This is a genomic window from Oceanobacillus kimchii X50, from assembly GCF_000340475.1.
GTDB classification, from domain to species: Bacteria; Bacillota; Bacilli; order Bacillales; family Amphibacillaceae; genus Oceanobacillus; species Oceanobacillus kimchii.
Genome location: NZ_CM001792.1, coordinates 3,080,534 through 3,097,406 on the forward strand (window position 1 = coordinate 3,080,534; position 16,873 = coordinate 3,097,406).

The following is a 16,873-nucleotide window of genomic DNA, read 5'->3' on the forward strand; positions in this document are numbered from 1 at the left end:
TTTCCTTACTTCCTTAACTTTTTAAACATGGAACCCACGGCACGAACTGGCGTCGTTGCTTTCCAAGAGAAACTTTCATAATACTTTCTACGTTCTAATTCTGCTTTTTTAAGCGCTTTTTCTGTTGCTTCTAACTCTTGTTTATACATCTGCAATTCTTCCAATTGTGTCTTCAAATCTGTCTTTATTTCAAATCCGACCTTTAGCGGTTCATCATAAGGCTCTTCTCTAACTTCAATTACTTGTGCTCTTTCTTCATCTTCCCAAAAAGCATGTTTGAAGTCATCTACCATTTCGGGGTCAGTACCTCCAACTACTACTTCTATATCGCCATTATCCATTCTCATAATATACCCATGGAGAAAACGTTCAAACGCATGTTTCCTTAAACCCCGATGATACCCTAGCTCTTGTACATTACCAGTAGCAATATATTTTTTCATATATATTTTATCCTGTGGACAAGGGGTTACCGTTGTAACAACAGCATCTCTATTTTGAAGTGGATCAAGAACATCATGAAAATCAAAAAAGGTATTTGTTTTCTCCTTTTCTGATATAGTTTCTGGAAAGTAATAATCGATAATCGCATTTGGAATATCTCTTGACTTACCTTGAATAGGGTATAATAAACCTCCTAATTGTGAGGTTGGATTTAACTCTATAATATATGACTCATTTGTATTAGGGTCAAAAATCATATCAACTGCACCGTGATGAAGTCCTGGTACAGCTTGAACAGCTTTTACAGCATAGTCCTTTATATGCCGTGGAAGCTCATCAAAGACATCAATAGGATCGCCACCTAATGAAATGTTACCTTTAGAATTAAGAAATACTTGTTCTCCATTATCCGGTACTGACTCTAAGGTATAACCATGCCTACCGATATAATCAATGCATTCATTATCAGCTTTTATTAAACAACTTACCAGTCTTGGATTCAGTTTTCGTTCGTCATTCTTAATATCAATTAATGCTCTTACGGTATTTACGCCATCTCCTATAACATTTGGAGGCATACGATGCATTGCAGCTACTACTTTTTTCCCAACTACATAAAGCCTGTAATCATTTCCTGGTATAAATTGTTCGAGGATAATATCTTCATACCCTAGTTCATTCCTTAAGTAATCTAATGAATACGCTAATTCTCCAGAACTAGATATATTAGATATCACACCTCTTCCAAAGCTACCATCTGTCGGTTTAATGACAATTGGATAACCAATTTGGCCTGCAAACTCGATAATTTCTTGATTTGTTTTCTCTTTCGTAAATTGCCTTCCATTCGGTACCCTTACACCGTCCTCAGAAAGTATCTTCTTTGTTTTTTCTTTATCTTTACCTATATCTACAGCCTCATTAGAGACTTTATCTCCTCTTGTACGGAAGAAGTAGTGTGTCTTTTGATCAGAGCTTAATGAAAATAATTGTCCAGGTCTATCAACAAACCAAGTTCTCATTTCACTAAATTTCTCAGAATCTTTAACATGCCACCGTAATTTAAGCCCTCTTCTCCAACCTTCTAGAGCTATTACATAAGCATCAAGTAAATTTCCATGTGCATCAGCAACTATTTCTTCAGAAAGGTGTGATAGCCATTCTGTATTATTCTCATTCATTTATTATCCTCCTAAAACCTATCCTGCACTACCATTATTCGCTATTTGTTTTATTTTTTTATAGTCTAAAAATTGTTTTCCATTTATTAAATCATATTCGAGTTTACCTTGCGCTTTTAAAAAGTAATTCCCTAATAATTCATCTGTTTCATTATCAAACTCATCATAATTCCCTGGTTTTGGGGTGAATTCTCCAAATACTAACCCATCCTCAGACTTCAGGAAATCGATACGAATAAATGGAGCGGGTATCAGGGAACTAATTTGTGCTGCTAATTCCATCTCATCGTTCGATACGCCTGTCCCTTCAAACAAACTGTTATTATACTTCCCAGTAAACACTCTGTTCCCTTCAGCATCCCACCAGCAATATTTCGTTTCTGGTGTGCGGATGATTTCTAGTACTAGACCTACTTGGCCATAAAAACAATAAAATTTAATATCTCTAGCTGGAATCTTATCATTTTTGTTCTCTAAAATTAATTCTTCTATTATCCATTGGTCTTTTTCTACTCTATTCTCTAATATATCTTTTTCCATGCGGTTTAGTAGTAAATCCCAATTCGACAGTCTTTCGGCATTTTTCACATTTATTATATCATTAATGTCGTTAACAATATAAACTCCTCTTCCACCAGCCCCGTCTACAGGTTTAATTACCATATTAGCTTGCTGAGGAATTTGCTTATACGTGTAGGATTCCGAACTAGACCAAGGTATGCGAACTTGTTGAGATTCCATAAAGCGATAAGCAGTTTTCTTATCATCTAAGAGCATTTCAGGAAGTTCACCAATAATTTGATACTGCCTCATTCGATTCGTTAAACTTGCTCGATAAGATGCAACTTTCTTCAATGAAAAATTATCATTTGAAAACGCTGATCGTACCATAAATTCTGGTGTTTTTTCTTTTAAAACTTCAAATAATTTTTGGTAAATATGTTTTTTGTATTCATATGGTTCTGAGCTAAATATTCTTGCAACAGATTGTAATAAATGGTTGAAGTTTTCATCGGCTATACTATGTTGATTAATATATTGATTTAGCAACTCGATAATCTCACCATTATCTTTTTTGTTTTTTGCGTATCTCCAAATGCTTTCATAATCAAACCTTTGCATCTGCATGCGAAGTCGATCTGATTCTTCTTTTAATGTTGATAATTTAAAGTGGTACGTCATGATTTCTTCTTCTAAATTTTTGATGTATATATCCTTCTCTTTATTAGAAGAAGTTAACTTCCGAAGCCTTGCAGTTTTCTTTAATGACTTACTTTCTACAATCTGTTTAATTAACTTTTCATGTTTTTTGATTTCAGCTTTGGTCTTATTTACCTTTGCTTCTGTTTCGATAAGTTGATCTAATTGTTCAGCATAGCCTTGTTCCGTAGAATGATTCATGTTCTAAATCCCTCCCATCCGTTCATAACACCCAGTCACTTATATTAGGACATTTACAATTATTTTCGAGCTTCCAATTCTCATGTGAAAGTTGAATATATCTCAATACAGTTGCTTGCTTTTCGCTTAATTGTTCACGAACCTTTTGATTTAATGGCATCCATTTTGTCTTACATTTTGTATATCGCTGAATTTGTTGTGCGCATTTCCTTAAATTATAATTCGAATCTTTGTTATTTGGCACTTCATTTACAATAACCCTTGTTACTTTTGTACTTATTTCAGGAACGTAAGATTGTCTTTCTTGAAATACTAAGGGATTGTATACAATAGTTAGGTCACTATAAACTTTTTCACCATAAACTAACATTTCTACATGAATACCATCTATCATTTCTCTATAATTAGTATGGATAAGCTTCTTTAAACCAAGATCATACTTGCCCATTTGAATTAAACCAACTTTGTACCCTTGTTCTTTGAATTGCTCCAATTGATTACATATAAAAGTGTCTAAAATCCGAAAGTCAGCAACGAACGCAATATCAACCATGTGTTTAGCATCTTTCGATCGATTAGGTTTCATTGGGCTTGGTACAGGGAAGAACCTTTCTTCTATGTTATAAGGTAAATAATAAGTATTCATATGTGCATGGGCATATTGATGAGCTTCTGCATATTCCTTACGAGCGCCCTTCATAAACCCACTGTATCCGTATACCGATCCTCCAGTTAAAGAACCTTCTGATTGTAGTGATAATCCCAATGGGCCTGTGTTTAGATCTACTATTTTTTCTTCCCCAAAAACCCTAATCAAACGTTTCTTATACTCACTATCCCCTGCAAATCTTACTGGATCCCAATAACCAACCTTCTTCATAACCTTCGTCCGACGAAACATTATTGATGACATGTTAGAGAAGATATATTTTCCTTCTTGTCCTCTTCGATGGATAAGTAGATCTTCGGTAACTCTAATATGTTTCGAGCTGTTAGCTATAACAGATTCATCACTTAGTAAATGTCTCACTTGTTTTTCAATTTTTTGAGGATGCGCCCAATCATCTGCATCATTGATCGTAACAAATTCCCCAGTAGCTTCACGTAAAGCTATGTTTCTTGCCACATATGGACCTGAATTTGCAGCTGTAGACAATAAAGAAATACGCTCATCTATCTTCATCCATTTTTTAACTTCCTCTACCGTATTATCAGTGCTACAATCATTTACTACGATAATCTCAAGATTTTCCCATGATTGATTTACTAAAGAATGTAGCGTTACTTGAATCCCTAATTCAGAGTTATAAGCTGGAATTATAATTGTTACTTTTGGAAGCTTATTTTCCTGAATAGGAGTATGATAACTATGCAAACGATGGTAGAGACTTTTCTCTCCTATACCGCTCAAGGTAATTGGGTCTAAATCATAAACCTTCATTACTTCATTTATCCAAAATAAACGATCATTCTCGTTACTGCAGAGGTTTGCAATAGCCAACAATACATCGGTATGGATATTATTATTTGAATTGATTAATACTTGTTTCAATATTCGAAGTCCTTTATCCTGATGACCTAACATTCGGTGGGCTTCCGCCTTTTGTATAGCTATCTGTCGCAATATATCCAAATTCGTTTCATTCTGAGATGCAACTTCCAAATAAGGCAAAGCTTCTTTAGCTCCATCCACTGTCTGTTTATTGGAATACCACATAGCTAATTCCCAAGCAGCTGCCTTTTTTAAATATACATTACTTTCATACATATATAGCCGATAAAGATCCTTTAATGCTCTTGATTCAAAGCCTAAATCATATAAATACTGTTTATATTTCTTTAGACTATTTCGAGCATCTTTCAATTTATAGCTCTTGCTATATATTTTTTTAAAATTTCTTCTACGTAATGCATAAGCAGGTATAGCCTTTGCAACGACTATACCTCCATTTTTCATATTTGATAATTGTTCAATTATGTTTCTAGCTAAATAGAATTCTCTTCTATACGCAGCTAGTTGACCTTCTACTAATTTATTTTTGCTTTTAAGAACATGTAATTCCTGTTCCATTTGTTTCAAACGTGAATGAAGAAGATTTTGATTATAATTATCCGTATCTTTAGTCATTATTGATACATCCTTTATCCCAAACTCCTCCAAATGATTCGCTTGGTATCATCTTAAGAGACTGCTGCACTTCGTGATTTATTGCATACCAGGCAACGTTTGATTGAAAATAATTTGTTAAATTCTCTTTTATATGAGTAACGTCATCGCTGGCCTCATCATCAACTTTGTTTGTGAGAATTGCTTTCAAATGATCTGTTGTTATTTGTGGTACGTATTTTTGAGAAATAGAGAATGTAGTTGGGTCAATTATAATCAGGTATTTCGTGTGAATTTTTTCACCGTATACTATAAAGTGATTATGCTTTCCATCTACTTTATTTCTTACTCGTTCTTCTATTTTTGCTTTTAAATTTAAGTCATAATGAAAGACTTGAACTAAACCAATTTTAGTATGAGAATACTCATCTAGTAATTGATTAAATACGTTTATCTCTGAATCATCCATCTGCCTGTAATCTGCTGCAATGACAATATTAAATGAGCGTATTCCATTAGTTTTCTCTTCTCTTTCTGGCCACATTGGTTCCGGAACTGGGTAGGGACGATTCACCATCGGGTAAGAATAATATAGGCTTTCAGCATGATGATGATAATGCTCTAAAGACTCTACATACTCTTTCCGTACGCCCATAAAGAATCCATTATAACCAAATGCAGAGCTACCTGTTAAAGAAGTAACTGACTGCCTTGGCAATGATAATGGGCCTGTATTTAAATCGACGTAAGCACCTGTTCCAAACTGTTTCAGTAACCTGCGTTTGAATTCTCCATCAGCAGCAAAGCGAACACTATCCCAGTAACCAATCTTTTGTAAAACAGGTTCTCTTCTAAACATAATCGATGACATATTTGGAAAAATATATTTCCCAGGAGTTCCTCTTCTGTATAGCTTCATGTCTTCTGTTATTCGAGCATGTTCCGAAGTATTTGCTATAATCTGTTCGTGCGCCATTAAATGTAGTGCTTGTACTTCAATTTTTGAAGCATGTGACCAATCATCAGAATCGTTTATCGTAACAAAATCGCCTTTTGCATGTTGTAAAGCAATATTTCTAGCGACATAAGGACCACTGTTACTTGGCGTTTGAAATACTTTCACCCTTGAGTCTTTTTGTTCATAAGCTTTAATCACATTCAATGTATCATCTGGACTACAATCGTCTACAATCAATAATTCTAAGTTGGTCCAGCTTTGAGAAAGGATGGACTCTATAGCAATCTGAATGCCGTCTTCCGCATTGTATGCTGGAATAATTACAGATACTAACGGTCCGTTACTTCTTGTCTCTATATGTCCTCTGGTTTGCAATGAATCATATACTTGTTCTTCATCAACATCAATTTCTATCTCATTTAGATCGTACATTGCAAAAGCATGATTGATCCATTCAAAGCGCTCACGTAAATCTGATTTTAAATTTGCCATTGCTAAATATAAGTCCGGGTGAGCCCCATTTTCTAATGCTTTTTGTATAACAGTAACACCTTCTGCAGGTTGACCAATCATATCAAGAAGTTCAGCTTTTATAATGGCAATCCTTCTTATTTGATCTGTGTTTGTTTCTCCATCCTCCACTGTTTCCATGTACTGGAGTGCTTTATTCGCATCTATTTCACTATATTGATTCGCATGCCACAGCACTAGCTCCCAAGCAGCCATACGTTTAAAATACGGAGAATCTGTATTTTGCATATAATTTTTTAATTCTTGAAGACTTTGGTCTATAAATCCTAAATTATATAGATGAAATTTTATTTGTTTTAATTCTTGTCTCTGTCTATCTTTTTTTCCTAGCAACAGTCGTTTTAATTTTTCTTTTTGCTTATCATTGATGGAATTTAATATAAACTTCCGTTGTTTCTCCCCCATTACAGTATATAGAAACCAATCAACAGGACCTTCTATTATTCTTTTTACTTTTGACAATCTAGCCACCACCATTTTGCATTGATTCATTAATACTGTAAGAGATAGTATTTTTAATTATTCGTATTAGACCTTTTTACAGTCTTCTTAACTACCCTGTTTTTCTTTATTATACCTAGTGATTCTCGATATTTTGCTACTGCCTGTTCTGCAGATCCGTCAAATCGCACCTGCCCTTGTTCCATCCAAATACCTCTCGTACAGACCTTTTCGACAAATCCCATACTATGTGAAACAATAATAACTGCTTTTGCATGTTCCATCATTTCTTGGATACGTTCACTTGCTTTTTGCTGAAAAGCTAAGTCTCCTGTAGATAATGCCTCATCAATGATGAAAATATCAGGTTTCAATATTGCTGCAATACTAAATCCAAGTCTAGATTTCATTCCCGCAGAATACTGTTTAACTGGTTTATCGATTGCTTTCTTTAATCCAGAAAACTCTACAATCTCATCGTATTTATCGTGAACTCGCTGTTTAGAAATACCTAACAACATGGCATTCAAATAAATATTATCTGTCCCAGTTAATTGAGCATTAAACCCTGTACCATATCCTAATAATGAAGAAGTTTTCCCTGTTACCTTAATGTTTCCTTCATCAGGACGTAAAATGTTAGTCAATACTTTACATAATGTACTTTTTCCCGCTCCATTATGTCCGATAATACCAACAACTTCACCTTCATTAATTTTAAAGTCCACATTTCTAAGTGCCCAGTATTCTTCCTTATTATTGTTCAAATTAAAGGAAACACCAACATTCTCTGCTCTAACAACCTCTTTGGAACCTATTGTCGTTTCCGTTTTCGTAAGTTGCAAACTTCTTTTGCGTTTAGGAGGAGTAGGCACCGTTTTTTTATAATTTTCTATTATTGTTTTTGGATCTCCAATTTCTCTTACTTCACCATTGTCAAGCCACATTAACCTATCACAATTTCTTTGTGCATATCGTAAGCTATGGGTAACGATAATAACCATTTTAGCATTCGCAACTAATTCTTTAAGTTTCTCTGCAGCTTTTTTACCGAATTTCGCATCCCCAGTATTTAACGCCTCGTCTAGAATAAGAATCTCTGGGTGTAAATGAGAAGCAACGCTAAAACCTAATCTTGCTTTCATACCACTGGAATAATATTTCATTGGTTGTTCAAAGAACTGTCCAATTTCTGAGAATTCATGAATAGCATCGATATATTTGGAAATTAATTCTTTATTTATCCCTAACATCATTCCATTTAAGTAAACATTTTCTCTTCCAGTGAGTTCTTTGTTAAAGCCCATACCAAAGGAAAACAATGCAGTTACATTCCCGTCCACGTCCATTGTTCCTTTGTCCTGCTGCAGGATCCCAGCGATAATTTTACTTAATGTTGTTTTTCCTGCTCCATTAGAGCCAATAATCCCAAGGATTTCTCCTTGGCTACCAGTAAAATTGATATCTTTTAATGGCCAGACTTTCTCTTTCTTATTTTTTGCTTCTTTTCGTTTAAACATATTAAAGACAAGGGATTTAATATCATCCTTTTGATTACCATTATCAAATGATACACCAATATTTTTAGATGTAATCACTGTATTATGATGTTTATTGTTCTTGTCATTATGTTCTTCCATAATAAACCCTCTTTTTATAAAGCCTTAATAATTTTATGTTCATTTTTACTATAGTGTCTAATCATTACAACTCCTAAAATCACACTGAGAGCGAATATAATTGCGAGTCCAATTAAATTTGGTACTTGATGGTCAATTAAAACATCTCGATAAGATGTTACTAAAATTGCAATTGGGTTATAATCTACAAAAAAGCTATACTCTTCCGGCAGACGTCCTCCTACCCAAATAATCGGTGACGCATAGAAAAATACTCGAGTAACATAAGTAAGTACATTTTCTAAGTCTCTAACAAATATTGTGATATAACCTAAAATCAGACCCAACATTAATTGAAACACTAACTGAATTAATATAATCATTGGTAAGTAAACAATATGCCAATCAGGCATAATTCCATAAACAGCTAAAAAAATCGCAATTACAACAAGTCCGAATGCAAAATTAAACAACTGCGTTAAGGTAAATGATATTGGGAACAAGGCCTTCGGTAAGGATACCTGATTTATAATTGAACTATATCTTAAAATAGATTTAGAAGAAGAATTTATACTTGTAGATACCCAACGCCAAGCAACTAAACCAACAACAAGGAATAAAGGATAATTCGGATGATCGTCTCCTCTTCCTAATATGATAATTACTAAGAAGTAATACACCATTACGTTTAATAGCGGATCTAATAACCACCAAAAATATCCTAAATAACTATTTCTGTGCTCTGCTTTTAACCCAGATTTTACTAAGTAGTATAATAAATCTTTTCTTCGTAACATTTCATGAATATAACTTTTCATTTTAACAATGACACCGCCTACTAAACTTAAACAAAAATTTGTCATAAGCTGTTAATAACTTGTTAAGAAATAATTCCTAACCTTTATATTATAAAACTAAACTGTAAAAAGATAAAATATCTTTTACAAATTAATACCTTAACGCTTTGTTTTCCATCTCCATAAATCCATTAAGGAACGAATAACATAATGAGTGAAGTAATATATACTTTTAATTAAACTTTGGTTCTCAATTTTACGAAAAACATACCAGTTTCTTTTCGCTGCTTTCCATTTATTACTTGAAATTGAATTATCAACTAAGCGATACTCCGAGAGTATCTCTGGTAGCCCATACGCTAAATAACCTTTTTTTGTAATTTGAAGCCAAAAAGCATAATCCTGCCTAGTGCGTATATTTACCATACGCATCTCTCCTATTTTATCACGGTCAAGCATAACAGTGAGGCAGCCAATTACACACCTTTTCATTAAATCATCATAGTTTACAGATTCTGGAGTAGTACTTACTGCATTTGTTTTCGTACCATCTTCAAGAATACGAGTATACTTTGTAAATGAAAAAGCGATATCTTTTTCTTTCATAAAGGATAGTTGTTTAGCCAATTTTTCTGGTAGCCATAAATCATCACTGTCTAAAAACGCAATATATCTGCCTTCCGCATGGTCCATTGCGGTATTCCTAGCAATTGCTGAACCACTATTTTGTTTTAATTCATATAAATGAATACGATTGTCTTTGTCTTGGTATTCTTTTACTTTTTCAACTGTGTTATCCGTAGAACAGTCATCGACAATAATCATTTCCCAGTTCGTATATGTTTGAGCCACTACGGATTGAATTGTCTCTGCAATAAATTCACTTGAATTAAATGTTGGTGTGATTACAGAAACCAATGGTGTATTAGATACCATTGCCATCACCATCTCTTTCACCTTGGTTGAACCGTATTAAATCCGAATACCATGTAATTAATTTATTTTCTTCTACTTCCCAGTTCAACTCATGTTGAACTGCTTTCTTTCCATTTGCACCCATTTCTTGAGCTTTATCCGGATTCTCTACTAAATAAGAAATAGCATCTTTTATTTCCTGATCATTGTATGGATCCACAGTAATTCCACATTGATGTTTATTTATGAAATTTTCCCATACCGGGAAGTTCGAACATATAACTGGTATGCCGGCATTCATATATTCAAAGAACTTGGTCAATTCTTTTTTCATATAGTGTTCAGTAGGTGGAAAAAGAGCGATTCCAGCTAACCAATTATATTGTAAGTATCTTTCTTCAATATCTTCTTTTTCTACAAACTGATCTATACCTTCAATTTGAATATTATCTTTTTTGGTAGCAGCTTTGTTATAAATTTGCTCAGCTAATGTACTCGGACATTTTCCTACATAATAAACTTCCATACGCTCATCAATAACAGGAATTCTAGCATGTATTAAAGCACCTCTATCTAAGGTTACATTTCCTGTATATAGTAATTTGTTTTCTGATGTACCAGTTCGTTTGTGCTCGCTAAACTTCTGGTTTATCGTTGGATAGTTTAAAATACATTTCCCTGTCGGATAAATATCTTGGTAATATTTTTCAGCCAGACAAAGCTCCATATTTTTTGAAAAGAATCTTTCCATTGTTTTATACGTAAATGCGATTAATTTTCGAATTGGTCGAGACACATAATCTTTCTGCATAATACTTGTTATATAGTCTTCATGAATATCATATATCACATGATTATTTTTGTTTTTTAATAACCAACCAATTGGAAGCAATTCCGGATCGTGAAAATGATAAACATCAGCATTTAATTTTTTTGCTTGCTTATACGCAGCTAACGCGCCGATAGTCATTCTTTTCAGTCTGCTTGTATAACTCTTGAGCTTTATATGCTTTATAGGTTCTTCCTTACGTTCGCTATTTTTGTCTTCCTTCGCAAGTAAAAACACTTCAAAACCTGCTTTTTGTAAAGATTTACATTCTTTATGATAAATCCTCGGATCATAAGGATGATGTACTGTTGTTAGCTGAACGACACGATTTGAAGTAGTCATTACTTCTTTTCAACTCCTAATACTAATCATCTATAGTTTCTTTAAACAATTGTTCATATTGTTTTACAATTTTACTAGCCTGAAATTCTTTTACTCTCTTTAAACCTAATTCTGTTACTTCTTTCTTCTGATGCTCGTCCCACTGAAGGACCTTCTCTAAATTTGAGGTTAGCGCATCGATATCTCCTACCTCTATTAGTAGTCCATATTTCCCGCTATCTAATACTTCTTCTGCACCTGGTTTAGCTCTCGTAGATACTACTGGAACGCCGGTAGCTAATGCTTCTGTTAACACATGTCCAAAGCCTTCTCTCTTAGAAGTTAGTGCAAATACATCTGAATGATGGAAATAAACATATGGGTTCTCTTGGAATCCGATAAAGTATACCTTATCCTCTATTTTTAGTTGCTTGACTAAAGAAGTTAGCTTTTCTTCCAATTCACCTTCACCAAGGATAACCAAGTTAGCTTTAACTTTTTCTTGGAGTTTTTGAAAAGCATAAATTAAAGTTATATGATCTTTATCATCTACAAACCGCCCAGCTGTAATAACAACTTTATTCTCCCCCAAAAAAATACTTTGATGTTCTTTTGACAGAAGATTAATGTTAGTCTGTAGCTCGATTCCCTCTATATCAACTGGATTATAGATTACACACACTTTATTTGAAGGTACCTTATATTGTTCAATAATGTTCTCCTTAACTCCATTCGATAGAGCAACTACTTTTTTGGCAAACAGATAAAATAATCCATATATTTTCAATTTTACTTCCATTTTCTTACTTCCACCTAAAAATGCTGCTTCTCGGACGATGTTTTTTGCTTTAGTGAAAGAGAGTAATCTTGCAAGAATAGCAACAATATTATAATTAGGGATAGTACTAAAAACAATATCTGCTTTTTCATCTCTTATAATTTTTGATAAAGGTAAAATCGCTGACCTTAAACGCTTTGTTGGTAGTTTGATAAACTTAATTTCTTCATTTAAATATTTTTCATAATCACCATTGTAATTGCAAGTCACTAGAACCGGTTCGAACGCTTCCAAATCTATATTATTTAATATATTAAGCATGGTTCTTGCAGCCCCGCCAGAGCCCATTTGATAAATAAAAAAGACCACTTTTTTTCTATGCACCATACTTCATTCCTTTTAAGTAAATTGCGTTTACACTGAACGAATTATACCATAGGGGCCATAATAAATAAATTGTCGATAACATTACAAATATGTCTCATTAAAGAAAGCTTCATTCAGTGGGAATATTACTTCATAATGGATTTGGCTAATATATAGATGATGGAGATTAATAATGATTGAATGGGGATAATTTAATAATACACTAGTATATAATTGCGGATTTGTGATACAGAATTGTTGTTTTTTTTATGTAGACCCTTGTAGAATGGTGGCTAAAGAGGGACTCCAAATACATATTAAGTAAATAGAGGCCCTCTAGCCGATAGTTGATAATCAGTATACTTTTACAGCGATTTTCATAAAGTAAAGTTTTTAAATAGGCCTCTATTTCTGTCCATTATGATAAGTTATTAATTGTTTTTCTACCAATTGAATGGTATTCTATTTCGTATTTTTGAACTTCTTTCATCTCAAAGCAATTTCTTCCATCCATAATAATAGGAGTAGCCATTAATTCAACATATTTTTCAAGTGGGAAATCTTTAATTTGATTCCATTCCGTAACAATCAATGTTGCATCTTTTTCTTTAATTGCTTCCTCTAAACTATCAGTATAATTCACCTGTTCTGGTAGTACTTGCTTTGCTCGTTCCATAGCCACAGGGTCAAAAGCTGTCACTTTTACGCCTTCTTGCACCAATTTACGTATTATAGATATAGAGGCTGCTTCTCTCATATCATCGGTATTTGGCTTAAATGACAGCCCAAGTACTGCTACTTCTAATCCTTCTAAAGATTTAAAACGACTTCTAACTTTATCAACGAGAACTTCTCGTTGCTTTTCGTTTACTTTAATTACCTCTTCAATAAGAGAAAGTGGCATTTCCACTGATTCAGCAATATGAACCATTGCTTTCGTATCTTTCGGAAAGCAAGATCCACCAAACCCAATGCCAGCGTTTAAAAATGAAGAACCAATACGTTTATCCATCCCAATCCCTTCTGTTACGGATTCTATATTAGCACCTAACTTTTCAGATAGATTAGCTATTTCATTAATAAAACTGATTTTCATTGCTAAAAAAGAGTTAGCTGTATATTTAATCATCTCTGCACTTTTTATATCCGTTACTACAATGGGAAGATGAAAAGAATGATATAATTCTTCTAACTGTTTTTTAGCTTCTGGATGATTTGCTCCGACAATAATTCTATCTGCATGGAATGTATCGTATACTGCAGTACCTTGCCTTAAAAATTCTGGGTTTGAAGCCATTCTTATATTAACACCTGGTTTTACTATTGAATTTAATTTCTCATCAATTTGTTCACCAGTCCCTACAGGTACTGTACTTTTTATTACTACAGTAATATCTCGATTAATATAATGCGCCATTGTTTCACTAGCTTTATATAAATAAGATAAATCAGCTGAACCATCCTCTGATTCAGGGGTACCTACAGCTAGAAACACAATGTCTTTCTGATGTAACCCTTCTTCATAATCTGTTGTGAAAAACAGATTATCTCTTTTTATTCCGTTTTTTAACAGTTCCTCGATACCTTCTTCATATATAGGACTAATTGCATTGTTAAGTTGCTGAACTCTTGATTCATCAATGTCAATACAATGAACTCGATGACCCTTCTCAGCCAAGCAAGCACCTGTAACTAACCCTACATATCCTGTACCAATAACCGCTACTTCCATTGTAACCTCTCCTTGTTCTACTCCATTGAATCTAATGTTTTCTTTAAAAGTTGCTTTACATCTTGATGCATGTCTTTTCTATTCAAAGCAAAATCAATCGTCGCCTCTATAAAACCTAGTTTATTCCCAACGTCATAGCGCTTTCCTTGGAAATTATAGGCAATCATTTCTTCTACTTTTTTTAATTCGATTAAAGCGTCTGTTAATTGAATCTCATTATCTTTACCCGGGGAAAGCTGTTCTAAAATAGGGAACACTTCAGGTGTTAAAATATATCTTCCCATAATAGCTAAGTTAGATGGAGACTGATCAACTCCTGGCTTCTCTATCAAATCCTCAATATACTGTACTGCTGAAGAGCTATCCATACCTTTGCTTGGTTTTACAATTCCGTATTTTGATACATCTTTCCAAGGAACATCATGTACTCCAATTACTGATTTTTGATGATTTTCTTCAAAGACATTAATTAATTGTTTTAAACATGGTTCCTCTGAAACAACAATATCGTCACCTAATAAAACAGCAAAGGGCTCATTACCGATGAATGTATGTGCACAATGAATTGCATGCCCCAAACCTTTAGGCTCCTTTTGTCGAATGTAATGAATATTTGCCAACCCGGAAATCTGTTGAACAGCTTGCAACATATCATAGTCTTCTTTTTCTATTAACTTTTCTTCTAATTCATAGGATTTATCAAAATGATCTTCTATCGCTCTTTTTCCTCGACCAGAAATGATTATTATATCCTCGATTCCAGACTGTACAGCTTCTTCTACTATATATTGAATCGTGGGTTTATCTACTATCGGCAACATTTCCTTAGGTTGTGCTTTTGTAGCAGGTAAGAATCTAGTTCCTAATCCAGCTGCCGGAATTATTGCTTTTTTTACACTCATTTTCAGGCACTCCTCTTCTGTTTACCATAATAGTATTATAAACTTAATGGTACAACTCATTCATTTCATGTATAACTATACAAGAATACTATATAATTGTATAATATTGAGCAAAGATATTTAACTTTAATCTCTACAAAAAGGTAGGCATAAGATAATGAGTTTATTTGAGAAGATTCAAAATAAAACTGAAAAGATTGCGGTAATCGGTTTAGGCTATGTAGGTTTACCACTTGCTGTAGAACTTGCAAAAAAATATGATGTTATTGGTTTTGATTTAAACAAAGAAAAACTAGCGCAATATTTAAGTGGTATTGACGTGACTTCTGAGGTAGGTAATGAGGCTCTTAAACAAACAACACTAGAATTTACTAATGACGAAACTCGATTAAAAGAATGTAAATTCCACATCGTAGCTGTCCCAACACCTATAAATACGGATAAAACTCCAAATCTCAAGCCAGTGATTGGGGCTAGTGAATCAGTAGGAAGAAATATATCAAGCGGATCGATTGTTGTGTATGAATCTACTGTATATCCAGGTACAACAGAAGAAATTTGCATTCCAATTTTAGAAGAAAAATCAGGTTTAACGTTTGGAAAAGACTTTAAAGTAGGGTATTCACCTGAGAGAATTAATCCTGGTGACAAAGTGAATACATTAGTGAATATAACAAAAATAGTTTCTGGTTCTGATGAAGATGCGTTAAAAGAGATATCATCATTATACGGATCCATCATTGAAGCGGGTGTGTTTGAAGCCGAATCAATTAAAGTAGCAGAAGCTGCAAAAGTGATAGAAAACTCTCAACGTGATATTAATATCGCTTTTATGAATGAATTATCCATGGTTTTCAATAAAATGGATATTGATACGAAAGCAGTATTAGAAGCAGCAGGAACTAAGTGGAATTTCCTGAATTTTACACCTGGATTAGTTGGTGGTCATTGTATAGGAGTGGATCCTTATTACTTCACATATAAAGCCGAACAATTAGGCTATCATTCCCAAATAATTCTATCTGGCAGAAAAATTAATGATGATATGGGTAAATATATTGCAGGTAACATTATCAAAAAAATGATTAAATCTAAAATCGAGATTGATGGTGCAAGAGTAGCTATTTTAGGTCTAACATTTAAAGAAAATGTTGGAGATGTAAGAAATACGAAAGTGAATGATATTGTAACCGAATTAGAGGAATATGGTGTAGATGTAATTGTTCATGACCCAGTTGCCCAAGGTCAGGAAGTAAAAAAAGTATTTGGAATTGAATTAGCTGAAAAAGAAGATCTACGTGACCTCGATGCTGTTGTATTAGCTGTACCGCATCAACAATATAAGGAACTAAATGTAAATAAAATCAATACGATGTATAGACAAGATAATAAAAAAGTATTTATTGATATTAAAGGGTCACTTGATAAAAACGATTTTTATCAAGCTGGTTATAGTTATTGGAGTTTATAGATAGCATAAAAAAGTCCTCAATCAAACATTTGATTGAGGACTTTTTTTAATACAACAAGAGCACCCACAATATATCGCAG

12 protein-coding genes are annotated in these 16,873 nt (G+C 33.6%); 1 reads left to right on the plus strand and 11 read right to left on the minus strand.

Translation table 11 applies throughout. The features are described 5' to 3' along the window. Positions 1 to 5: 5 nt before the first annotated feature. The 11 genes from C794_RS15830 to galU all read right to left on the minus strand — a co-directional run bounded on the left by C794_RS15830 (position 6) and on the right by galU (position 15,322). Positions 6 to 1,625: an acylphosphatase gene (locus C794_RS15830; RefSeq protein ID WP_017798140.1), complete on the minus strand. Its 1,620-nt coding sequence runs from the start codon at positions 1,623 to 1,625 to the stop codon at positions 6 to 8. 18 nt (positions 1,626 to 1,643) lie between these two features. Next, positions 1,644 to 3,026, minus strand: coding sequence for an ATP-grasp fold amidoligase family protein (locus C794_RS15835; RefSeq protein WP_017798141.1), 1,383 nt, complete (start codon positions 3,024 to 3,026; stop codon positions 1,644 to 1,646). Between the two features lie 22 nt (positions 3,027 to 3,048). Further along, a complete protein-coding gene (locus tag C794_RS15840; protein ID WP_017798142.1) occupies positions 3,049 to 5,154 on the minus strand; it encodes a glycosyltransferase family 2 protein in 2,106 nt (701 codons plus the stop codon). Then, positions 5,147 to 7,084, minus strand: coding sequence for a glycosyltransferase family 2 protein (locus C794_RS15845; protein ID WP_017798143.1), 1,938 nt, complete (start codon positions 7,082 to 7,084; stop codon positions 5,147 to 5,149). The genes C794_RS15840 and C794_RS15845 overlap by 8 nt, the downstream gene beginning before the upstream one ends. Before the next feature lie 53 nt (positions 7,085 to 7,137). Further along, positions 7,138 to 8,703 (minus strand): ABC transporter ATP-binding protein, encoded by a 1,566-nt coding sequence (locus C794_RS15850; protein WP_017798144.1) that lies wholly within the window; start codon positions 8,701 to 8,703, stop codon positions 7,138 to 7,140. Between the two features lie 14 nt (positions 8,704 to 8,717). Further along, positions 8,718 to 9,500 carry an ABC transporter permease gene (locus tag C794_RS15855; RefSeq protein WP_017798145.1) on the minus strand — a complete coding sequence of 261 codons (783 nt, stop codon included), beginning with the start codon at positions 9,498 to 9,500 and terminating at the stop codon, positions 8,718 to 8,720. Between the two features lie 138 nt (positions 9,501 to 9,638). After that, positions 9,639 to 10,421 carry a glycosyltransferase family 2 protein gene (locus C794_RS15860; protein WP_017798146.1) on the minus strand — a complete coding sequence of 261 codons (783 nt, stop codon included), beginning with the start codon at positions 10,419 to 10,421 and terminating at the stop codon, positions 9,639 to 9,641. Then, positions 10,405 to 11,565, minus strand: a complete 1,161-nt coding sequence (locus C794_RS15865) for a glycosyltransferase (RefSeq protein ID WP_017798147.1) — start codon at positions 11,563 to 11,565, stop codon at positions 10,405 to 10,407. Before C794_RS15865 ends, C794_RS15860 begins: the two co-directional genes overlap by 17 nt. A 22-nt stretch (positions 11,566 to 11,587) precedes the next feature. Next, the gene (locus tag C794_RS15870) at positions 11,588 to 12,709 is read right to left on the minus strand and encodes a glycosyltransferase (RefSeq protein ID WP_017798148.1); all 1,122 of its coding nucleotides are present in this window, start codon (positions 12,707 to 12,709) and stop codon (positions 11,588 to 11,590) included. Between the two features lie 397 nt (positions 12,710 to 13,106). Beyond that, positions 13,107 to 14,420 (minus strand): UDP-glucose dehydrogenase family protein, encoded by a 1,314-nt coding sequence (locus tag C794_RS15875; RefSeq protein ID WP_017798149.1) that lies wholly within the window; start codon positions 14,418 to 14,420, stop codon positions 13,107 to 13,109. 17 nt (positions 14,421 to 14,437) lie between these two features. Continuing rightward, complete coding sequence (gene galU / locus C794_RS15880; RefSeq protein ID WP_017798150.1) at positions 14,438 to 15,322, minus strand: UTP--glucose-1-phosphate uridylyltransferase GalU; 885 nt, start codon at positions 15,320 to 15,322, stop codon at positions 14,438 to 14,440. Between the two features lie 157 nt (positions 15,323 to 15,479). Here galU and C794_RS15885 point away from each other — a divergent pair, with 157 nt between their 5' ends. After that, positions 15,480 to 16,793: a nucleotide sugar dehydrogenase gene (locus C794_RS15885; protein WP_017798151.1), complete on the plus strand. Its 1,314-nt coding sequence runs from the start codon at positions 15,480 to 15,482 to the stop codon at positions 16,791 to 16,793. The last annotated feature ends 80 nt before the right edge of the window (positions 16,794 to 16,873 follow it).